This window comes from Caproicibacter sp. BJN0012 (assembly GCF_035986805.1).
In the GTDB taxonomy this organism is placed as follows: Bacteria; Bacillota; Clostridia; order Oscillospirales; family Acutalibacteraceae; genus Caproicibacter.
The window spans coordinates 1,044,708-1,068,755 of the sequence record NZ_CP142518.1 but is presented as its reverse complement, the minus strand read 5'-3'; the positions used below and the strand labels follow the sequence as shown (position 1 = coordinate 1,068,755).

The window sequence follows — 24,048 nt, the reverse complement described above, 5'->3', positions numbered from 1 at the left end:
TTGATATAAAAATTCATAAGGGGGTTTCTCAATGAAAAGCAAACTCAGAAAGGTTCTCGCGGGCATTATCACTTTTGCCGTGCTCGGCGTGACGGCGGCAGTCCCGGCGTTCGCCGCCGACAAAACCGACACCGGCACGGGCAGCGTCACGGGAAACGTGACGATCAACGGCTCCATCTCGCCGCTGACCATTTCCGTCACCCACCCGATCAATGTAGCCTACGCCATCAGCCCGGACGCTGAAACCTTTACCGCGCCCGACATCACGGTGACCAACAACACCAAGGTTGCGGTAATCGCCACAGTGGAATCCCTGAAAGCCGCTTCGGACGGGACGCTTACCTTCACCGACGTCGACCCGTCCGCGAAAGCGTGGCGTTCGCTCAACCTCGCGGATTCCAAAAAGTATATCGCGCTCGGCATTACGGCGAAGGGCGATTCCGGCTGGAACAGCGGCTATAGCACTTCCACCCACTGGGCGGTGAACGATTCGCCGTTGCAGGTCGGGATGCTGAATCCGAACACTTCCGGCGCGCTATCCCTGACGGCTGACTACGGTCTCGCGTTTGATGGGGCGTACACGGCCAATCATCAGCTTGTTTTCCAGTTCCAGCTCGCGTAAAGGCATAAGTGGGAATTGGCCGGGATTTTCCCGGCCAATCTTCCACGCCGAAAGGAGGGTTTCTATTTGAGGCAATCATTCAGGCGGCTTTTTCTTGTACCCCTGCTTGCCGCCAGTTTTCTATTGTCCGGTTTTTCTCCCAGCGCCACGGCCTCCGCCGCGTCGGTTTTGACACTGACCGCGACGCCGAACCCGTCCGGGAACTATGTTGCGCTGAACTGGACAAATAGCGATAAAAGCCAACCGTACAGCTATATGCTCTATTCCAAGTCCGCGCATGAATCGAATTTTCAGAGCATTCCCGCCAAAGACAGCGCGAAGGTTTTGAACATCTATCCCGTTGTCGATCCGACCGTTTCCTTTACGACGTGGCAAGGCAAGAGTTACACCCTGCCGAAATCGGCGTCGCTCAAAATGTGGATGGAAACGCCGAACGAATACGATCCCAAGGGGTACGGCAAAGGCCTCATATCCGTGGACACCGTGTCGATTGCCGATTTCAACGCCAACCCGGACGCTTACCTGAAAAACACGAATGGCAGTTACAAATACGACGTGCTGTATTTCGGCGCGTGGGATGCTTTCGCAAGTCAGGATTTATCCGTTGCGGCAGAAAGCAAGACCGACGCCTTTATCAAGACCGGGCGCGGCGTCCTGTTTGGGCATGACACCATGGTAGACAATGATACGATCTCTATGCCGAATTTTTTCAATTTGGCCCATTACTGCGATATCCAGACCATTCCGCACTATACGGTGCTCGGCAGCTCACAGATTAAGGTGTCCAAGAAGGGCCTGCTCACCAATTACCCGTGGAAAATCGGGGACGTAGGTACGGTTCTGAACGTCCCAATGTCCCATTCCAATCAGCTTGCTTTCGGGGACGTGTGGATGACCTATCAGCAGCCCTACACATACCCTAACAGCACGGCGGCAACCGGCTCCGGCGGGCAAGGCACAAACACGTTTTATCTCACCAGTTGGTCAAACTGCGCTATGATTCAGACCGGCCATTCCAACGGGGAAGCCACGCCGGACGAGCAGCGCGTTACGGCCAACACTCTGTTTTACCTTGCACAGATTACGACTGACACAAGCTGGAACGACCACAAGGGACAGGATTTGGATGCCCCGGATGCTCCGGCAATTTCCGGCGTTACACACAATTCCGACCGGACGCAGTATACCGTCAACTATTCTTCTCAGGACAACGCCACCGGCTATCAATACTATGTAGAGGCCACCGGCCAGAACGACGGCGCGAAATACGATTCTCCGGTTGTTTCCACTTCTTTGAAAACCGGAATGAAGGGCTATTCCATCGTAGTGGACAACAATCCCGATACCGTCCCGGAAGGGAGCATTACGACCACAGCGAACAATTATACTTTCTCCCGCCCGTCCGGCAGCAGCTTTTACATCCATATCGCCGCCGTGGACAACGCCGGAAATATCTCGGCTGTCACCCACTACCATACGGACGAACTCGTCTCCGTGACGCATCCGGTCAGCATCAATTACGCGATTGATCCGAACAGCAATACGCCGTTCACCGCACCGAATATTCTAATTACAAACCATTCCACTTTTCCCGTCCAAGTTTCCGTCGCGGAACTGAAAGCAACATCCGGCATCGGCGACGCCGCCCCCACGTCCTATTCGGACTGGAACAGCCTGACGGCCTCGCAAACCGGAAGCGGAATGGCACTCGGCGTGGGAATCAGCCAAACAGCCGATTCAGGTTGGACTGCGGTTGACAGACAAGCACCAGTTTATGCAAGTGATGTTGCGTCTGAAGTTCCATTGGGGACGCTCGGCGCGAACGGAGCGTCCGGGAATCTGGCGCTTACCGCTAAATTCGGTTTGGCCTGGGCGAAGACAACGAATGTGTCGCATGAGCTGGCGCTGGATTTCACGATTACCGACTAAGCCAATCGTTTGAGGAAGGGAGTAATACAAATGGCGGTTTTTCGTGTGAAACGGACGCGGAATTACACGGTCATGAGCAACCATCACCTGAAGAATAGGGCATTGTCCCTGAAAGCGAAAGGGCTGCTGTCCGTGATGCTCTCCCTTCCGGACGATTGGGATTACACCACGCGGGGCCTTGCCTCCATCTGCCGCGAGGGAGTAGACGCCATCGGAAAGGCACTCAAGGAGCTGGAGATCGCGGGCTATATGGAGCGCCGCCAGCTTCGCGGCAAAGATGGGCGCATCACAGACACGGAATACACCATCTATGAGCAGCCGCGCAGACCGCCGGGTACGCCTTTTCCGGATACGGATTCACCAGATACGGAAAAGCCGTATCTGGATAACCCGGATATGGAAAAACCGGATACGGAAAATCCCGCGCAATTAAATACTAAGGGAACTAATATCCCTAAAAAATCAAATACGTATGGAGCAAATCCTTATCAATCCAATCCGGCAGACCGAAAGCCGGAAGCCGACGCCCCGGCTGATGCGATGGATGCGACGGACGCCTACCGCGAAATCATCAAAGAGAATATTTCCTACGACGTCCTGCGGCAGAGATGCGACCCGGAGCGTCTGGATGAAATCGTGGGCATTATGCTCGACACCGTGTGCAGCCGGAAAAAGGAGATCCGGATCGCCGGTGAGAATATGCCCGCCGAAACGGTAAAAAGCAGGCTTTTGAAGCTCGACGACAGCCACATTGAATACGTGCTGGACTGTTTAGACAAGAACACCACCGATATCCGCAATATCCGAAACTACATTCTGACCGCGCTGTATCAGGCTCCGACCACCATCAGCAGCTACTACTCCGCGCTGGTCAATCACGACATGTACGGAAACGGCCCACCCGGACGGTAAACGTCCCGCGCAGGCTGTTTTTGTACCCAACAAAAACCGGAAAGGAGTAATTTCACCATGAAACGACCCCTCGCATACATCACCGCCCCGTGGGGCGCGGATGAAATGGAAAACACCGAGGACGCGGCGCGGTACTGCCGCAAGGTCTATGACGCGGGCTTTTCGCCCGTCTGCCCGGTCCTGTTCCTGCCGCTTTTCCTCAACGACGCCATTCCGCAGGAGCACAAGGACGGCGTTGACATCGCCTGCAACTTTCTGCGCCGTGCCCATGTGTTGGTGGTCTGCGGCAGGAACGTGGACGAAACCGTGAAAAACGACATCGCCACGGCGGAACGGCTGCACATCACCGCCACTACGCTGGACGGCATCCTCACCGTCAAGGGACAGGGCCGGGAAAAAGGCGCAGAAAAGGAGCGGAGATAACGTGCCGGACTATCAGAAAATGTACCACTCGCTGTTCAACGACGTGACCGATGCCATCTCAAAGCTCCAGCAGGCGCAGCAGAAAACCGAGGAAATGTACATGGACAGCAAAGAAACCGTCCTCACACCGTTCCTGAAAAAGGGTGAGAAAAAAAGGCCGGACAGCCGGTCCGACAGGAACCTGGCCCCGGCAAAGAAAAAGCCGCCTTCCCATGATGAACGGTGACGGATGGCGAGTTTTCTCATGGCAGGAGGTGTTTTGATTGCAGGAAGAAATAGAAAATCGCTCCGTGACGCTCATCATCAGTGGCACGAAGCTCACGGGCCGGGTGCTCAAAATGGCGATTACCAAGTATCTGGCTCACCGGAAAGAAAAGAAAAACGCCAAGGCCCGCGCCGGTCCTGTGGTCCCCCACGGCAGGCAGACGGTGAAGCAGCTTGTCGGGCAGAACGCGGGCGTGTCGAACATCGAGATTACCGACAGCAACATTCGTTCCTTTGACCGCGTGGCGCGGAAGTATGGCGTGGACTACGCCGTCAAAAAGGACCGCAGCGTTTCGCCGCCGAAATATCTTGTCTTTTTCAAGGCGCGGGACGCGGACGCGCTCACTGCCGCTTTCACCGAGTTCACGGCCAAAACGGTGAACCGGGCGAAAAGGCCATCAGTCCTTTCGCGGCTCCGGCAGTTCAAGGATCTGGTCAAGGCGAATACCGTTGACCGGATAAAACACAAGGAACAGGAGCGGGCGCGATGAGTAAGAAAACGAAAAAACTGCTCCTGATGAATCTTTCGTACCTGTTTGCCGCGCTGTTCGCCACCAAGTTCGGGCAGGCGTGGCGGCTGGCCGCAGGCGCGGACGCTTCGGGGAAGCTCCTGCACCTGATGGACGGCCTCACCGCCGCGTTTGCCTCTCCGCTGCCGAGCTTTTATCCGGCCGACCTCGGCGTGGGCGTTCTTCTCGCCGCCGCGCTCCGGCTGGCGGTTTACGTCAAAGGCCGGAACGCCAAAAAGTTCCGCAAAAACGTGGAATACGGCTCGGCCCGCTGGGGCAAGGCCGAGGATATTAAGCCGTACATCGATCCTGTTTTTAAAAACAACGTCCTTCTCACGCAGACGGAACGGCTCACCATGAACAGCCGACCCAAGGACCCCAAGACGTCGCGGAACAAAAATGTGCTGGTCGTCGGCGGCTCCGGTTCCGGCAAGACGCGATTTTTCATCAAGCCGAACCTGATGCAGTGCGATTCCAAGGATTATCCGACGAGCTTCGTGGTCACGGACCCGAAGGGCAGTATTGTCGTGGAGTGCGGAAATCTCCTGCGGCGCAGGGGCTACCGAATCAAAATCCTCAACACCATCAACTTCAAAAAGTCCATGAGATACAATCCCTTCGCATACATCCATTCGGAAAAAGACATCTTGAAGCTGGTCACGGCGCTCATCACCAATACCAAGGGCGAGGGCAAGGAAGGAGATGATTTTTGGGTGAAAGCCGAGACACTTTTGTATACGGCGCTCATCGGCTACATCCACTATGAGGCCCCGGTGGAGGAACAGAATTTCGCCACGCTCATCGAATTTATCAACGCTTCGGAAGTTCGAGAAGACGACGAAGAATTCAAAAATCCCGTGGATCTCATGTTCGAGGCGCTGGAAAAGGAAAATCCAAACCACTTCGCCGTCCGGCAATATAAGAAATACAAGCTGGCGGCGGGTGTTATATGCTCTAAGAGGCTTATTTATCATGATTTTTGTCATGGTTGATGAGTATACTTAGAGCATTTTACATACAGGAGGTCGTAAGCATGGGAAACGGAAAAATCACCCCGCTATACGAACGGTTATCCCGTGATGACGAGTTACAAGGCGAAAGCAACAGCATATCCCACCAGAAGCAGATGCTGGAGGAATATGCCCGGCGAAACGGCTTTCCGCGCCCGACCCACTTCACCGACGACGGCATAAGCGGAACTCGGTTTGACCGCCCGGGCTTTACTGCCATGATGGAGGAAGTCGAGACGGGACATGTAGAGGCTGTCATCGTGAAGGACATGAGCCGCTTGGGGCGCGATTATCTCAAAGTCGGCCAGATCATGGAGATTCTGCGGCAGAAGAATGTTCGTCTGATTGCTGTCAACGACGGCGTGGACAGCGCCAGAGACGATGACGATTTCACTCCCTTTCGGAACATCATGAACGAATTTTTTGTTCGGGATACCAGCCGGAAAATCAAGTCCGTTTTCAAGGCCAAGGGCATGACCGGCAAGCACCTGACCGGCACTGTTATTTACGGGTACTTATGGGCGGATGAGAAACGGGAGCAATGGATTGTGGACGAGGAAGCTGCCGCTGTGGTGCGCCGCATTTTTGCCATGACGATGGACGGGCACGGCCCGTATCAGATCAGCCAGCAGCTAACCGCCGACAAAGTGGAAATCCCCGCCGTTCATTTGGCGCGGCATGGCGAGGGCGTGAACAAAAACAAGGCTTTCAAGGATATTTACGGCTGGGGTTCTTCCACTATCGTAAACATCCTCAAAAAGCGGGAGTATCTCGGACATACGGTCAATTTCAAGACCCGCAAGCACTTCAAGGACAAGAAAAGCCATTATGTCGATGAAAGCGAATGGACGATTTTTGAGAACACCCATGAGGCCATTATTGACCAAGCGACCTTTGACAATGTTCAGCGCATCCGGGGCAACGTGCGGCGCTACCCGGACGGCTGGGGCGAAGCGCATCCTTTGACCGGCCTCATGTACTGCGCCGACTGTGGTGGCAAGATGTACGTCCACCGCACCAACAATGGGAAACGCATTTCTCAGTATACCTGTTCCCAATACAGCAAGGTTCCTGTCGGAACGCTTTGCCCCACCCAGCACCGCATTAACGCCGATGTGGTCATGACCCTGATTGCCGATACGCTCCGCGCCATCGCGGCGTATTCCAAAAATGACCGGGCCGAATTCATCCGGACGGTAAGTGAAGCACAGGTTTCCCAGCAGTCCGGCGGCATTGTGCAGAAAAAGAAGCGGCTGGTAGAAGCAAAAAGACGCTCGGAAGAATTGGAAAAGCTGTTGTGCCAGATTTATGAGGATAAAATTCTTGGCAAGCTGCCGGAATCGCGCTTCACTACGCTTGATGCGCGGTACGCCGACGAGCAGGACGAGCTTTCCGGCGAAATCGAAGAATTGGAACAGGTCGTTTCCGGATACGAACACAAACAGCAGTCCACGGAGAAATTTATCGCTCTGATTGACAAGTACGAAAATTTCAATACCCTGACTACCACCATGCTCAATGAGTTTGTGGAAAAAATCGTTGTCCATGAGCGTGACCGGAAAGGTTGTCAGGACACCACGCAGGAAGTCGAGATTTACTTCAACTTTGTAGGAAAATACATGCCGCCCCACTTCAGGGAAGTCAATTTAGCTCCGGAGGAACAGGAAGCAATGCGCCAAAAAGAAGAACGACGGGATAGGCTGCACCGAAACTATCTGCGGCGTAAGGCCAACGGTAAGCAAAAACAGTATGAGGATAAAATGAAGGCGGCGAAAAAGGCCGAGATTGAGACCAGAAAAGCGGACCTGCGTACTGAGGACATGGAAAAGGGCGTGTTTGTTCCCGCCAATAGTTAGCCAGTCATAAAAACTTGCTCCTGCAACTATGGAATTAACTACTAAGAACCAGGAAAAATGTATCATACTTATTAGTTAAGAATTCGGTTGCCGCTAAAATTTACTGAAGGAGACATGAGCATTATTTTGAAATGTGCTATTGACCGATTCGGTTATTTGTGCTATTGTTATGTTATTGACCGAATCGGTTATTTAAGCTGTTTGGCTTATTGCCCGATTTGATTACTCATATTGACGAGGTGATTGTTTTGGAGAAATTTTCTAGTCTATCAACCGAAAAGCAAAATATGATTATTGATGCTGCCCTTGCCTGCTTTGGCGCCAACGGTTATAAAAAGGCATCTATAGGTGATATTGCAGCTGCTGCCGGGATTGCAAAAGCATCCGTATTTCATTATTTTGGCACAAAAAAGTCTCTATATTTCTACTTACTTGATTTCTGTATGCAAGCATTAATGAATGAAATCAATGAAAAATTTGATAGCAGCGTTACGGATTTCTTTGACAGGATTAAGCTTTCGACGAGTATTGAACTTTCTATTATGAAACAGCATCCGCCGATGCTTTCTTTTTTAGACAGCATGTATTTTGAAAATGATAGTGAAGTAAAGGATGATATAAAAACCATTCTCACAAGTGACCGATGTGTTGAAATGAGAAGCAGAATTACTTTTGACGGAATGGATGCCTCAAAGTTCAAAGACGGTATTGATCCGAAGCTGGTTCTGAAAATACTTTCCTGCTTTGTCGACGGATATTTAGTGAAAGCGCAAAATAATGCGGAGGTTGATCTTGACGTCTTGTGTAAAGAAGTCGACGAATGTTTGAATCTATTTAAAAGAAATTTTTACAAAGAGAAATACATCTGATGGGAATGGAGGGGGATTTTATGAGTTCCTATGTTCTTGATTTTAAGAATATTGATAAAACAAAGCTTGCGATAGTCGGAGGGAAAGGCGCCAACCTAGGGGAACTGTCAAGAATTGAAGGGATACGAGTACCAGAAGGCTTTTGCATTACTACCGAGGCATATAAAAGAATTATCGGGCAATCGGCTGAACTGAAAGTATTGATGGATCAGTTATCTTCTGTAAAAGTGGAAGACAGAGAAAAAATTGCAGAGATCAGCGGGGAAATCCGAAAGGTTATCGAGGGGATTACAATTCCAAAGGATATCGATGAAGAGATTGCCCACCATCTCGTAAAACTTGGAGAAAACAATGCCTATGCTGTGCGTTCCAGCGCCACCGCGGAAGACCTGCCGACAGCTTCCTTTGCGGGGCAGCAGGATACCTATTTGAACATTAAAGGAAAAGATTCCATTCTTAAATATGTAAGCAAGTGCTGGGCGTCCTTGTTTACCGACCGTGCTGTAACCTATCGAATTCAAAACGGATTTGACCATAGCAAGGTGTATCTTTCAGTTGTCATACAGCGTATGGTCTTCCCGCAGGCTGCCGGAATCATGTTTACAGCTGATCCGATTTCATCCAATCGAAAAGTTGTATCGATTGACGCGAGCTTCGGTCTTGGCGAGGCACTGGTTTCCGGTTTGGTGAACGCAGATATTTATAAAGTTCGGCAGGGCAGTATCGTTGACAAGAAGATATCCACCAAGAAACTGGCTGTTTACGCTCTGGAAAAAGGCGGTACGGAAGAACGCGGGATCGAACCTAGCCAGCAGAATATCCAGACTCTTAACGATCAGCAGATCTTACAACTTGAAAAAATGGGCAGAAAAATCGAGGGCTATTTTGGCCGTCCGCAGGACATTGAATGGTGCCTGTATGAAAACACATTCTATATCGTTCAAAGCCGCCCCATAACCACCTTATATCCGGTACCGGATGAGGATGACGGAAAAAATCATGTATATATATCCTTCGGGCATCATCAGGTGATGACAGAAGCAATCAAGCCTTTGGGTATGTCATTCGTCCGGTTTTTATCGGATACCATTCCGTTAAAAAAGGCAGGAGGAAGGCTATTTTACGATGTTACCCATGATTTTGCCTCAGCAACGGGTAGAAAAATCGTAATGACTTCTTTTGGCCAGGTCGACCCATTAATGAAAAAAGCCATGTTTAATTTAGCAAAGCGAAAAGAATTTATAAAGACCCTGCCCCACGGAAAGAAAGCCATAGGAACGGAGGGAATGTCGATACAGCTTTTGTCTCAGGCCTTAAGGTTTTATCGGGGAAAAGATGCAGCAGTCATTAAAGAGATCATTTCCAAGAATGAGGCCTCTGTGAGGAATTTACAGAAAAGAATAGCAAAAGTATCCGGAGACGAGCTGTTCGATGTTATTTTACAGGATCGCAAACAACTGAAAGAAATTATGGCCGACCCGAAGAGCGTGGGAGCAACCTTGGTGGGAATTATGGCCGAAAATTGGATCAACAAGGAAATAGGAAAGTGGTTGGGCGAAAAAGGTGCGGTCGACGTGCTCTCTCAATCGGTAGACAACAACGTTACATCCGAAATGGGGCTTGAGCTTCTGGATGTTGCGGACGTAGTCCGGCAATATCCGGCGGTGGTTGAATACTTTGCTCATGCCAGGGACGAGAGCTTTTTTGACGATCTGGCAAGCTTGGAGGGCGGTGACGCCGTAATCAAAGCCATACGGGAATACCTTGAAAAATACGGCATGCGTTGTTCCGGAGAAGTCGATATCACCAGGCCTCGTTGGAATGAACAACCGACCGCACTTATTCCAATGATCCTCAGTAACATTAACAATTTTGGGCCCAATGCCCACAGGATAAAATTTGAACAAGGGCTGTTGGGTGCAAAACAGAAGGAACAGGAACTCTTAAGGCGTCTTGAGCAATTGCCCGGCGGTAAAGGAAAAGCGAAAAAGGCCAAGAAAATGATCCGGGTTATGCGGAATTTAATCGGCTACCGGGAATATCCCAAGTATGGCTTTATAAAGCGTTACGCCGTTTATAAAACGGCTCTGCTGAAAGAGGCCGGCAAGCTGGTGCAAAATAAAGTAATTCGTGAAAAAGATGACATCTTTTATTTATCCCTGGAGGAACTCCGGGAAGTCGTTAAGACCAACCGCTTAGATTACAGCATTATCGAAAGGCGCAAAGCAGATTATGAAGTTTATGAGAAACTGACGCCGCCCAGGGTGATGACGTCCGAGGGAGAGATCATTACAAGCGAATACGACACCGGCAGCATTCCGAAAGGTGCGTTGGCAGGGGTGCCTGTGTCGTCGGGTGTAATCGAAGGACGGGCGCGGGTTGTTTTAAGGCTGGAGGACGCGAAAATAGAGGAAGGTGATATTTTGGTAACCTCTTTTACCGACCCGAGCTGGACTCCGCTATTTGTATCCATTAAGGGTTTGGTAGCGGAAGTAGGCGGGATGATGAGCCATGGCGCGGTTATTACAAGAGAATACGGTCTCCCCGCGGTAGTAGGCGTAGAAAACGCTACCAAGTTGATAAAAGACGGACAGCGAATCCGTGTAAATGGAACGGAAGGTTATGTAGAAATACTGTAATGGGAGAGGTTATCCTTTCAATGCTGGAAGCCATGAAAGCCGCCGATAGGCAGCAAGGAGCATATCGGCGGTGTACATACTGTTACAGCCCAGCTGCTATATAATCCTGCCTCAGTGTTTGCACTCATGAAAGAATAATTTGACAAATGGTAATGAATCTGCTATTATACATACCAAAAGTATGTATAGAAAGTAGCTGGATCTATGTCTCGAAATAAATATCCCGAAGTAACAGTAAACCGTATACTCGACACCTCAATGAAATTATTTATGTCAAAAGGTTATGAGCATACCACAATACAGGATATTATCGACGAACTCGGGGATTTGAGCAAGGGAGCGATATATCACCATTTCAAATCCAAAGAAGAGATTATTGAAGCTGTCAACAAAAGGATGACGAGCCGTGGTATTGGCGATATAAAGACAATAGCGAATGATAGCAACCTAAAAGGGATCGATAAACTGCAGAAAATGATTTTATTTTCCATTACCTCGGCCCAGCAGGAGGCAATTGACCAAACGACACCATCTTTTCTAAAAAATCCGCAGCTTTTAGCGCTTCATATGCGGGATACAATGGGCTCGGCGTCAGACCTATTGACTGCTGTAATCGAAGAAGGTATGAATGACGGCTCCATAAAGACGTCACAGCCTCATGAACTGGCACAGATGATATTGTTATTTTTTAATGTTTGGATAAATCCTTGGATGTATTCTTGGACACCTAATGAGCTAAAAGACAAAATAACATTCATAAAAAATCTTTTAGACAAAATAGGGGTTCCGCTTTTTGACAAGGAAATCCTAAAGGCATTAGATAATTTGTATTTGATTCCAATCGATAAGTAATAGCTATTCTAAAATTGGATAGCTATTATTTTAAAACAATTTACATACCAACCGTTGGTATTATAAAGAGGGATTATAATGCACAACATAGAAATGGGTGATAAATGGGAAAAGAAGTTTCTCATTATTGTGATGGGTGAAGCCGTCTCCGAAATCGGTAGTTATGCGGTCCAGTTTTCATTAGTCTGGTGGGTTGCAAGCAAAACATCGTCGCCAATGCTGATGGCGTTTGCTAATTTGCTGGCATTTTTACCGCAATTGCTTTTAGGACCGTTCGTAGGAGTTTGGATCGACCGTTTAAAGCGGAAGAATGTTGTCATCTTTGCGGATTTATTCATCGGAATCGTATCTACAATTTATGCGATCTTTTTTCTATTGGGCACTCCACCGTTCTGGTCAGCATGTATCGTCCTCGGTATTCGTGCAATAGCGAATGTATTTTATACTCCGGCCATTCAGTCTATCATACCGATTCTTGTACCAAGGCAGGATCTTATTCGGGCAAATGGATGGATTCAATTCATGCAGTCCGGTACATTGATGTTAGGGCCGATTTTAGGTGCGGCAATGTATGCATTGATACCATTGCCAATCATTTTGCTATCTGATTTAATCGGCGCTGTTGTTGCGAGCGTATCGATAGGAATTATTAAAATTCCTGAGTTAAATCAAGCCAAACATCAAGCCCCGAACTTCTCACAAGAAATGAAAGAAGGATTTACTGTATTTCTCCGGGACAAAAAGCTCCTGATTGTTACCCTTTCCGCCGTAGTGGGGATGGTCTTTTATATGCCCCTCTCTTCATTTTTCCCACTGATGACCAGCAGTTATTTTCATAAATCTGCATTGCAAGCAGGTATTGTCCAGTTTTGTTATGCCGGTGGCATGTTGATATGCTCTGCTTTGACAGGTATTGTTGGAAAAATAAAAGATAAAATGTCCGTTATAAACATGGGACTCTTTGGGATAGGATTAGCTTCTTTTTTATGTGGCATTCTACCGCAGAATAACACAGGATTTTTGATATATGTCGTTCTGTGCTTCCTTTTAGGAGCCAGCGGAAATCTATACAATATTCCGTACATTTCATATATGCAGGAAAGCATTCCTAAAAAAGCACATGGGCGGGCCTTCTCTGTCATGAATAGCCTCATGTCGGCAACAATGCCTCTGGGGCTTATCATTGCCGGGCCGACAGCACAAAAAAGTGGTGTTAGTTTCTGGTTTTTAATAACTGGTATCGCTTTTTTTGCAATCACCGGTACATGTATTTTGCTTATACGGTTATGTGTCAAATCAAAATAGAAATATTTTAGTTAGAATTGAGGTAATCCCACCAAATAAAAAAAACACGGGTTTGGTGGGACACTTCGCATACTCTTTTTAAGTACAAATCCTCCGAGCCTGTGGGTTTGGAGGATGTTTTATGTTGATCCGAATTACCCAGAATCTTTACTGGCCGCTTCCATGCGGCCGAGCGTGACCGGCGGACAGCAGATTTTATCCAACAGGCGTTGATGCTTCAAAAAAAGCTTAAAACTTTCAAAGGATAATTCTGACCTTTTTTCAATCTGTGAAAAATATCAGTTATCGCTTGCCTTTTGGGATACTTTCCCATCGGGCATTTTTTTGTTTTCATTTGCTCCTTTACCTCGTTGCCGTTCACCCCCGCCGTCCCTTCTGGATTTCCAAATCATTCAGAAAGGACAGAAAAATCATGGAGGTACATATCAAAATCCATGGGCAAAGCGTAGCCGTGGAAGTGACTGTTGAAGTCCATGAATATCTTGATCGAGCAGATCACAAAACCGAGAATCTTTTCCATGAACAGCGCCGCCATTGGGATGGACGCGAGTTTGACGAATACATTGTCGCCCATGAGTGCAGCAGGAGCTATTATGAAACGCCGGAAGAGTGGCTCTGCCGCAAGGAAACCCTGTGTGAAATTATGACAGCGTTGGAAAGCTGCACGGAGCTTCAACGCCAAAGATTCTTCCTTTACGCGCTGGATGGATTCAGTTGTGCACAAATTGGTAACATCTGCGGCTGTTCAAAATACGCCGTCTGGAATTCCATTGAGGCGGTCCGAAAAAAGTGTAAAAAGATTTTGAAATTGATCCACGAAGTTTAGTTTTCAGGCTAACCGTGTGAAGGGTTTTCTGCCCTATCACACACGCAAAAGGGACAGGCAGCTTTAAGCTGTCTGTCCCCTCGTGCTGTTTGGAGGTTAGCCGTATGCCCACCATCAACTTGCGCAAGTATTACCCGTTTCTCAATGAAGACTGTTTTGTCGAGGTCAGCGACGAAATCGCCGGAGCCTTTCTTTTAGCTACTCGTCAGGAAAACAATTACCACCAGAGGACATATAGGCACAAAGCCTACTATTCTCTGGATTGCAACGACGGCATCGAAAACAGCATTCTACACACGGAGCCGTCGCCCGAAGAAATTCTCATGCAAATGGTTTCGCTACAACAGCTTTATGAAGCTCTTAACCATTTGCCGTCCATTCAGGCGCGGCGCGTGTATGCGCATTACATTCTCGGTATGAAGAAAGTGGAGATTGCCCGCGCCGAGGGCGTTAACAGCAGCGGCGTTTGCGATTCCGTAAGGAAAGGCGTAAAAAATCTCAGACGGTATTTTGAGAAGAAAAAATGGATGGAGTGATTGAGACCGATATGTCAACACAAAAGCCGGAGCCGGAAGTTGTGCGGAAAAAAATCCGCCAGCTTGAAAACCGGCAGAAAATTCTACTGAACCGGAAAGCAGACACGGAGCGTAAAGCGCGGACACACCGACTCATTGAACGCGGGGCCATTCTGGAAAGCATCTTTCCTGAGATTGTCCCCATGACGGGCGAACAGGTCAAGGAATTTTTGGAGAAAAGGCGCTAAGCTGCCGTCATATTCCCTTGGTGTAATTATACCAAGGGCGCACTTATACACCCTTCGGGTGCCGTGCGCTCTGCGAGGCCGTTGCGTCCTTCGGACGCGATGGGGAGCTGCGCTCCCCAAACTCTTTGCGTAACCTCATGTCGCATCGAATTCTCTGCGGACAATCCGACCCGGCGTGAGGTTTTGTTATATCTGTGATGAAAGGATTCTTGCCTATGGCAATTTATCATTGCAGCATCAAAATCATCAAACGCAGCGAAGGCCGGAGCGCCGTTGCCGCCGCCGCTTACCGCAGCGGACAAAAGTTCACAAACGAGTGGGATGACATCACCCATGATTATACGAAAAAAGGCGGCGTAGTCTATTCCGAAATCCTTCTTCCAGCCCATGCCCTACGGGAGTTCTTTGACCGCGCCACCCTCTGGAACAGCGTGGAGAAAATAGAGAAAAGCCGCAACGCCCAGCTTGCCCGTGAAATCGAGATTGCCCTGCCAGCAGAGCTTGACCGAAAAGCTCAAATTACGCTTGTCCGCGCCTATGTCCGGGACACTTTTGTAACTACCGGCATGTGCGCGGATTTTTCGATTCATGACAAGAGCGACGGAAACCCGCACGCGCATATTATGCTTACCCTGCGCCCGTTGAACGAACGTGGCGAGTGGGGCGCGAAGTGCCGGAAGGAGTATGACCTTGACGAGCGCGGTCAGCGTATTCCACTCCCCAGCGGCAGTTTCAAAAGTCACAGGGTCAACACCACCGACTGGAACGATCCGGGCAAAGCCGAAGTGTGGCGGGCGGCGTGGGCGGATACCTGTAACCGCGCATTGGAGCAGATTGGCCGGTCAGAGCGAATCGACTACCGCAGCTATATCCGGCAGGGCGTACAGAAAATTCCAACCGTTCATATGGGCGTCGCGGCCACGCAGATGGAACGCCGGGGCATCTCCACCGAGAAAGGCATCGTCAATCGGGAAATTGCCGCGCAGAACAGGCTATTGAAAGAAATCAAGGCCCGCATTACCCACCTCTATAACTGGTCGAAACAACAGGCGGCCCAACCGGAACAAAAACCAAGCATTTGGGAACAGCTTCAACAGGTTCAGGCCGCAGCACAGCCCGCCACTCGATACGGCAAGGTTAAGGCCCTCACAGAGAGCGCCGCTCTGTTCAACTTTTTACAGGAAAACGGCATTTCCTCCATGCAGGAACTTTACGCAAAAGTGACCGCCATGCAGACGGAATATTACGGCCTACGCGGCGAGATTGCCACCACTGCCCGCCAGATTGATGGATTGAAGAAACGTCTTTCCATGTGGAAACAGTACGCCGACAATAAGGCTTTCCGTCAGCAATTCGCTGCCCTTAAACCGAAAGCACAACAAAAGTTTCAGAATGCGCACAGCGTGGAACTTGCATTGTATGATGCCGCCGTGCGGTATCTGGACGAACTGAAAGCGTCCAGTGAAAAAATTACGCCAAAACATTGGCAGGGCGAAGTGAAACGCCTCACTATTCAAAATGGCACTTTATATCAAAAGATGAAAGCCATGCGCACGGATATTCAGGCCGTGGAGAAAATCCGCAAAACAGCCGACGAGCTTGCCCGACCAAAGGAACGCATTGACCGAGAACGGGAGTCGGAACGATAAAAAACGCCGTACAGGTTTCCCCATACGGCGTTTCTTGCAGTTTGGTGAATTCAGTTATCTGATGTCTGAAGCGGCTGTTCCCCGAACAACAGTTTCAGATAATTGCGTTTACCGTATAGAATGCGGACGATAAACACGGTTTGCTTCTCCACCCTGTAAAAGATCAGATAATTCCCACAAACCTGAAAGCGATAGTCGGTTTCAATATTCAGTACGGATGACAGGTTTGGGCCACTTTCAGGAAAATCCGCCAACCTACGCATGGATTGTAGAATTCGGGAAACCAGCTTTTGGGCAGCGACCGGCGCGTCCAACTGAGCAGCGATATACTGCCGAATTTCCCGCAGGTCATTTACTGCCTCCGGGGAAACGCGCAGCTCAACCATTTTCCTGCTCCAAAAGTGCCTCCACCTGCTCCATGTTCATCCAGCCTTTTTCCTTGCCGGACTGTTCGCCTTTTGCAAGCTGTGATAGGAGTTTCAGCGAGGCTTTCAGCTTTTCATATTCTTCAATGTCAACAATTGCATAACGTCCCCGGCCATTTTTTGTCAGGTAGACCGGCTCACCAAACGCAATCCCCCGCAAAACTTCGTTGTAGTTTCGCAGATCGGACACGGGCTTGATATTTGGCATTTAAAGCACCTCCCAAACTATAAATATACTCTTATTATTCGTAAAATTCAACGTAATATTTGACGTCATCTTAAAGAAAGTTCTATGAATGCTACTGAACTTACCTATTCGAATAGACCCCGAGATTGAGGACGCGATGATGAGCAGTAAAAAACGTCCTAAAACGATACCAAAATACAGCATTTTATATTTGCATGTCTTACCCTATCCCCATTACATTTCGGTTAACAAATGGGGCTTACGTGGGCGATTTTGCTCGAAAATGGCACCGAGAAGCTACAGAAAATCCGTTTATTCGCCGCAACACTGAAAGAAGGGACTTTTATGCCAAGAATGACCAAAAAATGCAAGCTGGAATGGCAGTTTTTCTTAAATCACCGAAACCGAATGACATACAATTCGCTTTGCCGGAAATGTGTCCACGGCTGTAAGCAGAGTTTCCGGTCTGTTGTGATGTGCTGCCCACATTATCTGTCCAAACGGGCCAAAAGAAAAACTCATGATCCGCTGTAGCCTTTTGTCCTATGGATTGAGGGCTTTGAGACGAAAGGAAGTTATATGAGCGAAGAAAATGAAGTTAACATCAGCGCTGCGAACAGCACGCCTTCTATACCAGAGCAGGAAAAGGAATGCCCCACGTTTTTAAAGAAAATAGGCAAGACCACTTACCAGGTGACGATCCATTTCAGTACCACCAATCTGGAAACCATGAGCGACAAAATTAAGCGGATGCTCCGCAATGAGATGCAACAGCTATAAAGCCCACAAGCATCTTTAGGCCGGAAATCGAGGAAAGGGGGTTCTCGGCTTTTTTATTCATTTATCGGGATATCCACTCAGTTGGAATTAGTTTTTTATCGCCACGCCATCTTTCAACGAGCGTGATATTATCAAGTCCGCCCCAAATATCCTCGTCAGCATGTTCTAATATAATAATCTGAATTTCAGACTTCGCATTGCTGACGTAAGTAGATAAAGCAGTAAATAATTTCTTTACTGCGGTTTTATCTTCGTCCTGTATCAACTTGGCATCTTCTGCTGCTGTACTCCCCTCTTGAATACCTCTTCGGGGAAAATACACTTGGCTGGGCTGGTCAAAAACAAGAATATTGGGAACTGCGATACTTCCCCTTTCTTGGAAGAACTTTTGGAACGACAAGCTAATTGAAATATGATAAGAGAGCCAGTTGGAAGCGCTGCCCATTTCCCATAGATAGTTATCGCGCCCATCTGCAGTTTTAACCTTAATAGTTAAATTAGTTTTATCAAATTCAATAGGGTCATCAGGATGCTCAACATCCAGTTGCTTAATGAGTGCATTTGCCTCCTGTTGAATAAATGATAAAGCGGCTTTTTCCTTTGCGGCACGTGCGCCATCATTTAACTGTTTGTTCAACTCATCAATTCTGTCATTTAGCTGAGAAAGTCGTTCTTCCAAATCACCATCTGTACCAATGCGCTCATAAGTCTGGATAGCAAATTCCATTCTTCCAAGAAAACGAGAAACGTTTGCTAAAGTATATTTCATATTGGCGCTGTGTTGGGATTTAGCGCTTTCTTCGCTTATGCGCCTGCGAATGGCAGAAAGTTTTTCGGTAAGATCATCAATCTGAGTTTTGACTGTATTGAATTCGCGATCAAATGAAATAGATATCCCTTGAACTATTCCAGCTTGTTTTTCGATTTCTGATATAGCATCACAAAGTTCATCCAGTGTCTTATTGGACTCATTGTGAGTTTCACCACAAATCGGGCAAGTCATATTGCTCGATAATGCGCGTAGCCAACCTGATACATCCAATCTATTTCTCTGAATTCGTAGCGATTCATCATAACGCTTTTTTGAGTCATCAAGCTCCTTCATCGCCTCGTGTCGTTTTAGTGCTTCAGACAATTTCATTGATAAGGCCTGTTCTTCATTTCGAAGTTTTAAAAGCTCTTCTGAGGTATCTGTGACGTTAGCTGCAATAATAGATGAATCATTTTCGTTTTTACTGGTTATTCTCTTCAGTTCCTCAATTTGTAGGCCAAAATCAGTAGTCTCATCTGCATTAAAATCGGTCAATCCTAACTCCTTGGAAAGAGAAAGCCATGTAAGTACCTCTTGCTTCCAGCCCTCTGACACATTCTTTATATTGTCCAAATCCCGAGTTAATTTATCTCGCTCCTTAGTTAGCCTATCACGCTCTTGCATAGCCGCTAATGTGTCAGAATTGACTGCGCCCAAAACGTATGGAAAGATATTTATGAGTTTTTTCTTATGTTCCATTTTTTCGATATTATAAAATAGCACTCTATTATTCGCAATTACATTTTGCGGTTGAAAAATAAATGCCATTAAGTCGCGGTATGATGGTCGCGATGTAAAGTTATCAGGTGCCGTAGGGTCTATATCGATAAAAGATAATGCAAAGAGTTCGTTTAAAATGTTTTTAACTTGAATAACTGTAACGTTTGGCTCTTCGATTTCACTTGGTATCTCTAAATCTTTACCTCTTACCAGAAACATTTCTCCTGTGCTTTTTTGTTGACCTGGTTCTTTGCGGCATATTAGCATTTGTTCGTCTTTCAAGTCGAAAAGAACACCAAACCAAGAACAAGAATCCCGAATTATACCTACGGGTATAGTACATTCATTTGCCCCAAGGCAGTAGTCTATAATAGGTATTACCGCAGATTTTCCTGTTCGTGAAGCCCCTGTTATAATGCTCACACCGCTAGCAGCAAACTTAACAGACCTATATCCAAACTCTTTATTGCGCGCCCAAAGGATTAAAGAGTTGATTGAAAATTTCATATTAAAACCTCACTTTCAGGAGTATGCTAATTTCATGCAAGCTAAGCGCTGAACACCACATTCCTAATTTTTGGGATTGTTTTAGCAATTTTTCAGACGACTTCGGCATTTTCTTTGTTTCTGTCTGAATTGGCATCACTAACGCTGTCTTGCTAGAAATACTGATTAAATTTGCAGACAAGGCAATATTTATTGAAGACAAGGTTAGCTCTTTATACTGCTCGGCTGAATTTTGAATACTCCAAAGTAGATCTGCCTGCTTATTTGCAAACAGTTTTTCGGAAACCTTCTGCAAGCCCGACGTTTTGTTAGTTGAGCTAATTACATCCCTCAAATCCCCCCTAAATATGATAGGAAGAACAATAAACAGTAGCGGAAAAGGAACTTGTTGGCTTTCTCTATCGTAATAACCGCGAACAAAACTCCAAAGTATCGCCGCTCCAATAGCAGGATTTTGCACAAGATATACCTCTCTATTTAGCTCGTTCACTCTGCACACCACCTTTGAGAATGTCTAGATATTTTGGATGCCAACCAATTTCAGGTTTCGTGCTCGGCTCATTTGCCAAAGCCTGTAATGTTCCGCTCCCGAAGAAACTTGGAGTATCACTACCTTCAAGAGTGTATCTACTTACTGCTTCGCTCGTCTGTGCATAAAGCTGTTGTCCTTTAGCAACATCAGAATATGCAGGCAACAGCAGAACTTGTTGGCGTTTAGACTTCCAAAGCCGACAGATTTTGTTATTATACTCGTCCAAGCTTTGAGGGGTAAATAACCCTTTTTCTGCTCTTATTGTAGCTTCTGCCTTTGTACGCAAATAGTCGCTTGCAGCCTCTAACTTATCATCAAAATCCATTTCAATCCAATCGAGCTGCTGAATATAAACATCTTGGTTTTCGACCTCTGTACGAGCTTCATCGGAATTAATCTCCCTCGAAAGCGCAGGGATCGAGTTCCGTTGGTTATACATACGACATTGTGCAATCAAGGTATTGCGATATTCCTCACTTGTGATAATTGCAGGTGAACCTTGTTTTAAATATTCGTTCACTTTATTATTCACCCAACCGAGCATATGCACAAATAGGTTGTCAGCAAATTCGGCTGGGATAGTCTGACCGCTAAACTTTTTTATTAGTTTTTCATCGTAATCATTATTGTGAATATCAAGTGACATTTTCACAATTATTTGAGCCACCAAATCCTCATTCTCATCTGCAAATAAAGCATCAAGATATTGTCTGTAAGAAGAAGGAACAGCATTTTTTAATGTGTTATCTTTTCCCCATATGCTCAATTTCGCCGCGGTTAATGCCTTCTTTGCATCTTCTATAGACGAGGCTTTATGGAATTGAACTACAGCGTCACCAACTTCAAGCTCGTGAGAAGACACAACGATCATACGGAATATTGTTTTATCCAGCACGAGGCTACCATTGCGGATATAGTTAAACCAATTGTACAGTGTCTTCCACATAACAACTGAACGGTCAGTTACTGGATTATTTCCTGATGTCACGCTTTTGATTTGCTCCGCTGTAACAGCACCATCAATCCTTTGGACAGCAACATCGTCCAACGCTTCAACGCTAACAACAATATCATCAAGTGAAATCAACTCAAAGAGCATATGCCTTACCTGAAGCATGTAGCCCTGTAATTGCCCCACAGCATGCGTGTTATTAGCCATCAATTGTTCCTCCTGTCAAAATTGTTTTTTGTTTGTTGCTGCTTTGCAACCCACTGTCCATTTATTTGTGCTCATGTATCACTTGTCCTATGGGCAGCAATGTCCTATTCATCGCTTTGCTAAGGTTGATTATGTAATCGGTTTTCTTCATCCAACCCGGCACCAAATAAGTAGCTATAGGCAGCAGTGTGATGAGATATTGAGATTATCACCATCAATCATCAAAGAGGATTAACCGAAAACTAAACCTCCACAATATAACAATCACTTCAAGATAATTTAATGACATTATATCATATTCGCCATTTATATCCAATATAAATGTCTTAATATGTAGATTTTATCATACTTATATTGGAAAATGTCAATATACTAGCCAAGCAGATGGTGATACCATCACTCTCCTCACCATAGTATCAGGTAAATCTCTTCTCATAACAAGTTTTTGATGAAAAAGTTCTTGACAATTCGTCTCTGGCAAGACAGCAAAGTCGATCCTTATTTCCTGCGGCGCAAGAATGGCACCCTTCGACATTCAGGAGCTGCGTGACCTGACGGCCTATGACGAGCTGGAGCTGGACACGCTGGGCGACCGCAAAACCGCCCTGTTCATCATTATCTCAGATACGGACGACACCTTTAATTTTTTAGTGTCGATGGCCTATACGCAGCTTTTCAACCTGTTATGCGAAAAGGCTGACGACGTGTACGGCGGGCGCTTGCCCGTCCATGTCCGGTGCCTGCTTGACGAATTCGCCAACATCGGGCAGATTCCCAAGTTTGAAAAGCTGATCGCCACCATCCGCAGCCGTGAAATCTCGGCCTGCCTTGTTTTGCAGGCGCAGAGCCAGCTCAAAGCTCTCTACAAGGACAACGCCGACACGATCATCGGAAACTGCGACAGCGCCATCTTCCTCGGCGGCAAAGAACGCACGACCTTAAAAGAACTGACCGAATCTCTTGGGAAAGAGACGATAGACACCTATAACACCGGCGAAAGCCGTGGCCGCGAGGTTTCTCACAGCCTCAATTATCAAAAATTGGGGAAGGATTTGGCTTCGGTCGATGAGCTATCCGTCCTCGACGGCGGCAAGTGCATCCTCCAGCTTCGCGGCGTCCGGCCTTTCCTTTCGGACAAGTACGACATCACAAAGCATCCGAACTACAAGTACCTGTCCGACTATGATCCACGCAACGCTTTTCCTATTGAAAAGTTTCTTTCCACCAAATTAAAACCGAAACCGGACGATGTGTTCAACACATATTCCGTTGACCTCTCCGGGGAACCGAAAGCCGCAGAATAGCGGCTTTTTTATATTCAAAACCAGAATTAGGAGGTACATTATGAGTTTCTTTCATTCCGCAATCGGCGTTCTCCAGACTCTCGTGATCGCCCTCGGCGCGGGCCTTGCCATTTGGGGCGCGATCAACCTTCTGGAAGGGTACGGCAACGACAATCCGGGAGCGAAATCGCAAGGCATTAAACAGCTCATGGCGGGCGGCGGCGTAGCTCTAATCGGCATTACGCTGGTTCCTCTGCTCTCGGGCCTGTTCGGCTGATGCCGACGCCAAAACACTCCGCGCCCCCATTTCCGGAGGCGCGGGAAAGGAGGTGATGCCGCTTGGATTTTATCAAGCAGCAGATTACCGAATGGCTAAAAGAAATACTCGTCGGCGGCATCATAAACAACCTGTCGGGCATGTTCGACAACGTGAACAGTCAGGTCGGACAGATCGCCTCTCAGGTGGGAACGACGCCGCAGGCGTGGAACACCGGCATTTACAACATGATCCGTACCCTGTCCGAAAACGTCATGATGCCCATCGCGGGCCTGATCCTCGCGTTCGTCATGACGCTGGAGCTGATTCAGATTATCACCGACAAAAACAATTTTCACGACATCGAAAGCGCCGTTTTCTTCCGTTGGATTTTCAAAACGGCCTGCGCCACCCTCATCGTGACCAACACATGGAACATCGTTATGGGTATATTTGACGTGGCGCAGAGCGTGGTCAACAGCGCGGCGGGAATCATCGTTTCCGACACGTCCATCGACATCAGCTCCGTCACGGCGAACCTTCAGACACGGCTCATGGCAATGGACCTCGGCCCCCTGTTCGGCTTGTGGTTCCAGAGCATTTTCGTGGGCTTTACCATGTGGGCGCTCACGATCTGCATTTTCATCATCGTGTATGGGAGGATGATCGAGATTTATTTAGCCACTTCCATCGCGCCGATTCCGATGGCGACGATGCTGAACCGGGAATCGGGCGGCATGGGCCAAAACTACCTGCGCTCCCTGTTCGCACTGGGATTTCAGGGTTTTCTCATCATCGTCTGCGTGGCGATTTACGCCGTTCTGGTAAAAAGCATCAGCGTGAGCACGGACATCAGCAAAGCAATTTGGACTTGCATGGGCTACACGGTGCTGCTGTGCTTCACGCTTTTTAAGACCGGAAGCCTTGCAAAATCAATTTTTAACGCGCATTGACGGAGGT

At 47.7% G+C, this 24,048-nt stretch carries 24 protein-coding genes and 2 pseudogenes; 21 read left to right on the top strand and 5 right to left on the bottom strand.

The features are described from left to right. Positions 1-31: 31 nt before the first annotated feature. From VA597_RS05170 to mobQ, 16 genes and pseudogenes are all read left to right on the top strand, one after another. On the top strand, positions 32-622 hold the full coding sequence (locus VA597_RS05170) for a hypothetical protein (protein ID WP_326975432.1): 591 nt from the start codon (positions 32-34) through the stop codon (positions 620-622). Positions 623-688: 66 nt separating this feature from the next. Then, positions 689-2,551 (top strand): DUF5057 domain-containing protein, encoded by a 1,863-nt coding sequence (locus tag VA597_RS05165; protein WP_326975431.1) that lies wholly within the window; start codon positions 689-691, stop codon positions 2,549-2,551. Between the two features lie 30 nt (positions 2,552-2,581). Beyond that, positions 2,582-3,463: a DUF6017 domain-containing protein gene (locus tag VA597_RS05160; protein WP_326975430.1), complete on the top strand. Its 882-nt coding sequence runs from the start codon at positions 2,582-2,584 to the stop codon at positions 3,461-3,463. A gap of 57 nt (positions 3,464-3,520) precedes the next feature. Continuing rightward, a complete protein-coding gene (locus tag VA597_RS05155; protein ID WP_326975429.1) occupies positions 3,521-3,886 on the top strand; it encodes a DUF7768 domain-containing protein in 366 nt (121 codons plus the stop codon). Between the two features lies 1 nt (position 3,887). Further along, a complete protein-coding gene (locus VA597_RS05150) occupies positions 3,888-4,112 on the top strand; it encodes a hypothetical protein (RefSeq protein ID WP_326975428.1) in 225 nt (74 codons plus the stop codon). 37 nt (positions 4,113-4,149) lie between these two features. Further along, a complete protein-coding gene (locus VA597_RS05145; protein WP_326975427.1) occupies positions 4,150-4,641 on the top strand; it encodes a PcfB family protein in 492 nt (163 codons plus the stop codon). Further along, positions 4,638-5,628 (top strand): annotated as a pseudogene (locus VA597_RS05140) (type IV secretory system conjugative DNA transfer family protein); the annotation flags it as partial. The gene VA597_RS05145 and the pseudogene VA597_RS05140, both read left to right, overlap by 4 nt. Before the next feature lie 64 nt (positions 5,629-5,692). Next, on the top strand, positions 5,693-7,525 hold the full coding sequence (locus VA597_RS05135; RefSeq protein ID WP_326975426.1) for a recombinase family protein: 1,833 nt from the start codon (positions 5,693-5,695) through the stop codon (positions 7,523-7,525). Positions 7,526-7,764: 239 nt separating this feature from the next. Continuing rightward, on the top strand, positions 7,765-8,394 hold the full coding sequence (locus tag VA597_RS05130) for a TetR/AcrR family transcriptional regulator (RefSeq protein WP_326975665.1): 630 nt from the start codon (positions 7,765-7,767) through the stop codon (positions 8,392-8,394). Between the two features lie 20 nt (positions 8,395-8,414). Further along, complete coding sequence (ppsA, locus tag VA597_RS05125) at positions 8,415-11,033, top strand: phosphoenolpyruvate synthase (RefSeq protein ID WP_326975425.1); 2,619 nt, start codon at positions 8,415-8,417, stop codon at positions 11,031-11,033. Between the two features lie 204 nt (positions 11,034-11,237). After that, the gene (locus tag VA597_RS05120; RefSeq protein ID WP_326975424.1) at positions 11,238-11,885 is read left to right on the top strand and encodes a TetR/AcrR family transcriptional regulator; all 648 of its coding nucleotides are present in this window, start codon (positions 11,238-11,240) and stop codon (positions 11,883-11,885) included. Positions 11,886-11,963: 78 nt separating this feature from the next. Then, complete coding sequence (locus VA597_RS05115; protein WP_326975423.1) at positions 11,964-13,190, top strand: MFS transporter; 1,227 nt, start codon at positions 11,964-11,966, stop codon at positions 13,188-13,190. A gap of 412 nt (positions 13,191-13,602) precedes the next feature. Continuing rightward, a complete protein-coding gene (locus VA597_RS05110; RefSeq protein WP_326975664.1) occupies positions 13,603-14,016 on the top strand; it encodes an RNA polymerase sigma factor in 414 nt (137 codons plus the stop codon). 104 nt (positions 14,017-14,120) lie between these two features. Then, positions 14,121-14,552, top strand: coding sequence for an RNA polymerase sigma factor (locus VA597_RS05105; protein WP_326975422.1), 432 nt, complete (start codon positions 14,121-14,123; stop codon positions 14,550-14,552). An 11-nt stretch (positions 14,553-14,563) separates the two neighbouring features. Then, the gene (locus tag VA597_RS05100; RefSeq protein WP_326975421.1) at positions 14,564-14,779 is read left to right on the top strand and encodes a DUF3847 domain-containing protein; all 216 of its coding nucleotides are present in this window, start codon (positions 14,564-14,566) and stop codon (positions 14,777-14,779) included. Between the two features lie 215 nt (positions 14,780-14,994). Further along, positions 14,995-16,428, top strand: a complete 1,434-nt coding sequence (gene mobQ, locus VA597_RS05095; RefSeq protein WP_326975420.1) for a MobQ family relaxase — start codon at positions 14,995-14,997, stop codon at positions 16,426-16,428. 50 nt (positions 16,429-16,478) lie between these two features. Here the strand turns inward: mobQ and VA597_RS05090 are convergent, their stop codons facing one another. Next, positions 16,479-16,814, bottom strand: coding sequence for a type II toxin-antitoxin system RelE/ParE family toxin (locus tag VA597_RS05090; protein ID WP_326975419.1), 336 nt, complete (start codon positions 16,812-16,814; stop codon positions 16,479-16,481). Continuing rightward, the gene (locus tag VA597_RS05085; protein ID WP_326975418.1) at positions 16,807-17,061 is read right to left on the bottom strand and encodes a type II toxin-antitoxin system prevent-host-death family antitoxin; all 255 of its coding nucleotides are present in this window, start codon (positions 17,059-17,061) and stop codon (positions 16,807-16,809) included. Before VA597_RS05085 ends, VA597_RS05090 begins: the two co-directional genes overlap by 8 nt. Before the next feature lie 324 nt (positions 17,062-17,385). On the opposite strand from VA597_RS05085, the gene VA597_RS17725 reads away from it, so the two are divergent. Further along, a complete protein-coding gene (locus VA597_RS17725) occupies positions 17,386-17,574 on the top strand; it encodes a hypothetical protein (protein WP_442872794.1) in 189 nt (62 codons plus the stop codon). Positions 17,575-17,619: 45 nt separating this feature from the next. Beyond that, positions 17,620-17,820, top strand: a complete 201-nt coding sequence (locus VA597_RS05080) for a transposon-encoded TnpW family protein (RefSeq protein ID WP_326975417.1) — start codon at positions 17,620-17,622, stop codon at positions 17,818-17,820. 61 nt (positions 17,821-17,881) lie between these two features. On the opposite strand, the gene VA597_RS05075 is transcribed toward VA597_RS05080, so the two are convergent. From VA597_RS05075 to VA597_RS05065, 3 genes are read right to left on the bottom strand one after another with little or no spacing between them, the layout of a single operon-like run. Further along, positions 17,882-19,858, bottom strand: coding sequence for a DUF3732 domain-containing protein (locus VA597_RS05075; protein ID WP_326975416.1), 1,977 nt, complete (start codon positions 19,856-19,858; stop codon positions 17,882-17,884). Position 19,859: 1 nt separating this feature from the next. Next, a complete protein-coding gene (locus VA597_RS05070) occupies positions 19,860-20,348 on the bottom strand; it encodes a three component ABC system middle component (protein ID WP_326975415.1) in 489 nt (162 codons plus the stop codon). Continuing rightward, positions 20,332-21,549: an ABC-three component system protein gene (locus VA597_RS05065; RefSeq protein ID WP_326975414.1), complete on the bottom strand. Its 1,218-nt coding sequence runs from the start codon at positions 21,547-21,549 to the stop codon at positions 20,332-20,334. Before VA597_RS05065 ends, VA597_RS05070 begins: the two co-directional genes overlap by 17 nt. 464 nt (positions 21,550-22,013) lie before the next feature. Between VA597_RS05065 and VA597_RS05060 the strand changes: the two are divergent. From VA597_RS05060 to VA597_RS05050, 3 genes and pseudogenes are all read left to right on the top strand, one after another. Beyond that, a pseudogene (locus VA597_RS05060) lies at positions 22,014-22,853 on the top strand (VirD4-like conjugal transfer protein, CD1115 family); the annotation flags it as partial. Between the two features lie 40 nt (positions 22,854-22,893). After that, positions 22,894-23,109: a Maff2 family mobile element protein gene (locus VA597_RS05055; RefSeq protein WP_326975413.1), complete on the top strand. Its 216-nt coding sequence runs from the start codon at positions 22,894-22,896 to the stop codon at positions 23,107-23,109. A 62-nt stretch (positions 23,110-23,171) separates the two neighbouring features. Then, entirely contained in the window at positions 23,172-24,041 is an 870-nt protein-coding gene (locus VA597_RS05050) for a VirB6/TrbL-like conjugal transfer protein, CD1112 family (protein WP_326975412.1), read from the top strand. The last annotated feature ends 7 nt before the right edge of the window (positions 24,042-24,048 follow it).

What these genes read in the sequence shown, in the direction of transcription:
- VA597_RS05170 (WP_326975432.1), top strand. Translation starts at nt 32, where the DNA reads ATGAAAAGCAAACTCAGAAAGGTTCTCGCGGGCATTATCACTTTTGCC.
- VA597_RS05160 (WP_326975430.1), top strand. Translation starts at nt 2,582, where the DNA reads ATGGCGGTTTTTCGTGTGAAACGGACGCGGAATTACACGGTCATGAGC.
- VA597_RS05155 (WP_326975429.1), top strand. Translation starts at nt 3,521, where the DNA reads ATGAAACGACCCCTCGCATACATCACCGCCCCGTGGGGCGCGGATGAA.
- VA597_RS05135 (WP_326975426.1), top strand. Translation starts at nt 5,693, where the DNA reads ATGGGAAACGGAAAAATCACCCCGCTATACGAACGGTTATCCCGTGAT.
- ppsA (WP_326975425.1), top strand. Translation starts at nt 8,415, where the DNA reads ATGAGTTCCTATGTTCTTGATTTTAAGAATATTGATAAAACAAAGCTT.
- VA597_RS05120 (WP_326975424.1), top strand. Translation starts at nt 11,238, where the DNA reads ATGTCTCGAAATAAATATCCCGAAGTAACAGTAAACCGTATACTCGAC.
- VA597_RS05115 (WP_326975423.1), top strand. Translation starts at nt 11,964, where the DNA reads ATGCACAACATAGAAATGGGTGATAAATGGGAAAAGAAGTTTCTCATT.
- VA597_RS05110 (WP_326975664.1), top strand. Translation starts at nt 13,603, where the DNA reads ATGGAGGTACATATCAAAATCCATGGGCAAAGCGTAGCCGTGGAAGTG.
- VA597_RS05105 (WP_326975422.1), top strand. Translation starts at nt 14,121, where the DNA reads ATGCCCACCATCAACTTGCGCAAGTATTACCCGTTTCTCAATGAAGAC.
- VA597_RS05100 (WP_326975421.1), top strand. Translation starts at nt 14,564, where the DNA reads ATGTCAACACAAAAGCCGGAGCCGGAAGTTGTGCGGAAAAAAATCCGC.
- mobQ (WP_326975420.1), top strand. Translation starts at nt 14,995, where the DNA reads ATGGCAATTTATCATTGCAGCATCAAAATCATCAAACGCAGCGAAGGC.
- VA597_RS05090 (WP_326975419.1), bottom strand. Translation starts at nt 16,814, where the DNA reads ATGGTTGAGCTGCGCGTTTCCCCGGAGGCAGTAAATGACCTGCGGGAA.
- VA597_RS05085 (WP_326975418.1), bottom strand. Translation starts at nt 17,061, where the DNA reads ATGCCAAATATCAAGCCCGTGTCCGATCTGCGAAACTACAACGAAGTT.
- VA597_RS17725 (WP_442872794.1), top strand. Translation starts at nt 17,386, where the DNA reads ATGCCAAGAATGACCAAAAAATGCAAGCTGGAATGGCAGTTTTTCTTA.
- VA597_RS05080 (WP_326975417.1), top strand. Translation starts at nt 17,620, where the DNA reads ATGAGCGAAGAAAATGAAGTTAACATCAGCGCTGCGAACAGCACGCCT.
- VA597_RS05075 (WP_326975416.1), bottom strand. Translation starts at nt 19,858, where the DNA reads ATGAAATTTTCAATCAACTCTTTAATCCTTTGGGCGCGCAATAAAGAG.
- VA597_RS05065 (WP_326975414.1), bottom strand. Translation starts at nt 21,549, where the DNA reads ATGGCTAATAACACGCATGCTGTGGGGCAATTACAGGGCTACATGCTT.
- VA597_RS05055 (WP_326975413.1), top strand. Translation starts at nt 22,894, where the DNA reads ATGAGTTTCTTTCATTCCGCAATCGGCGTTCTCCAGACTCTCGTGATC.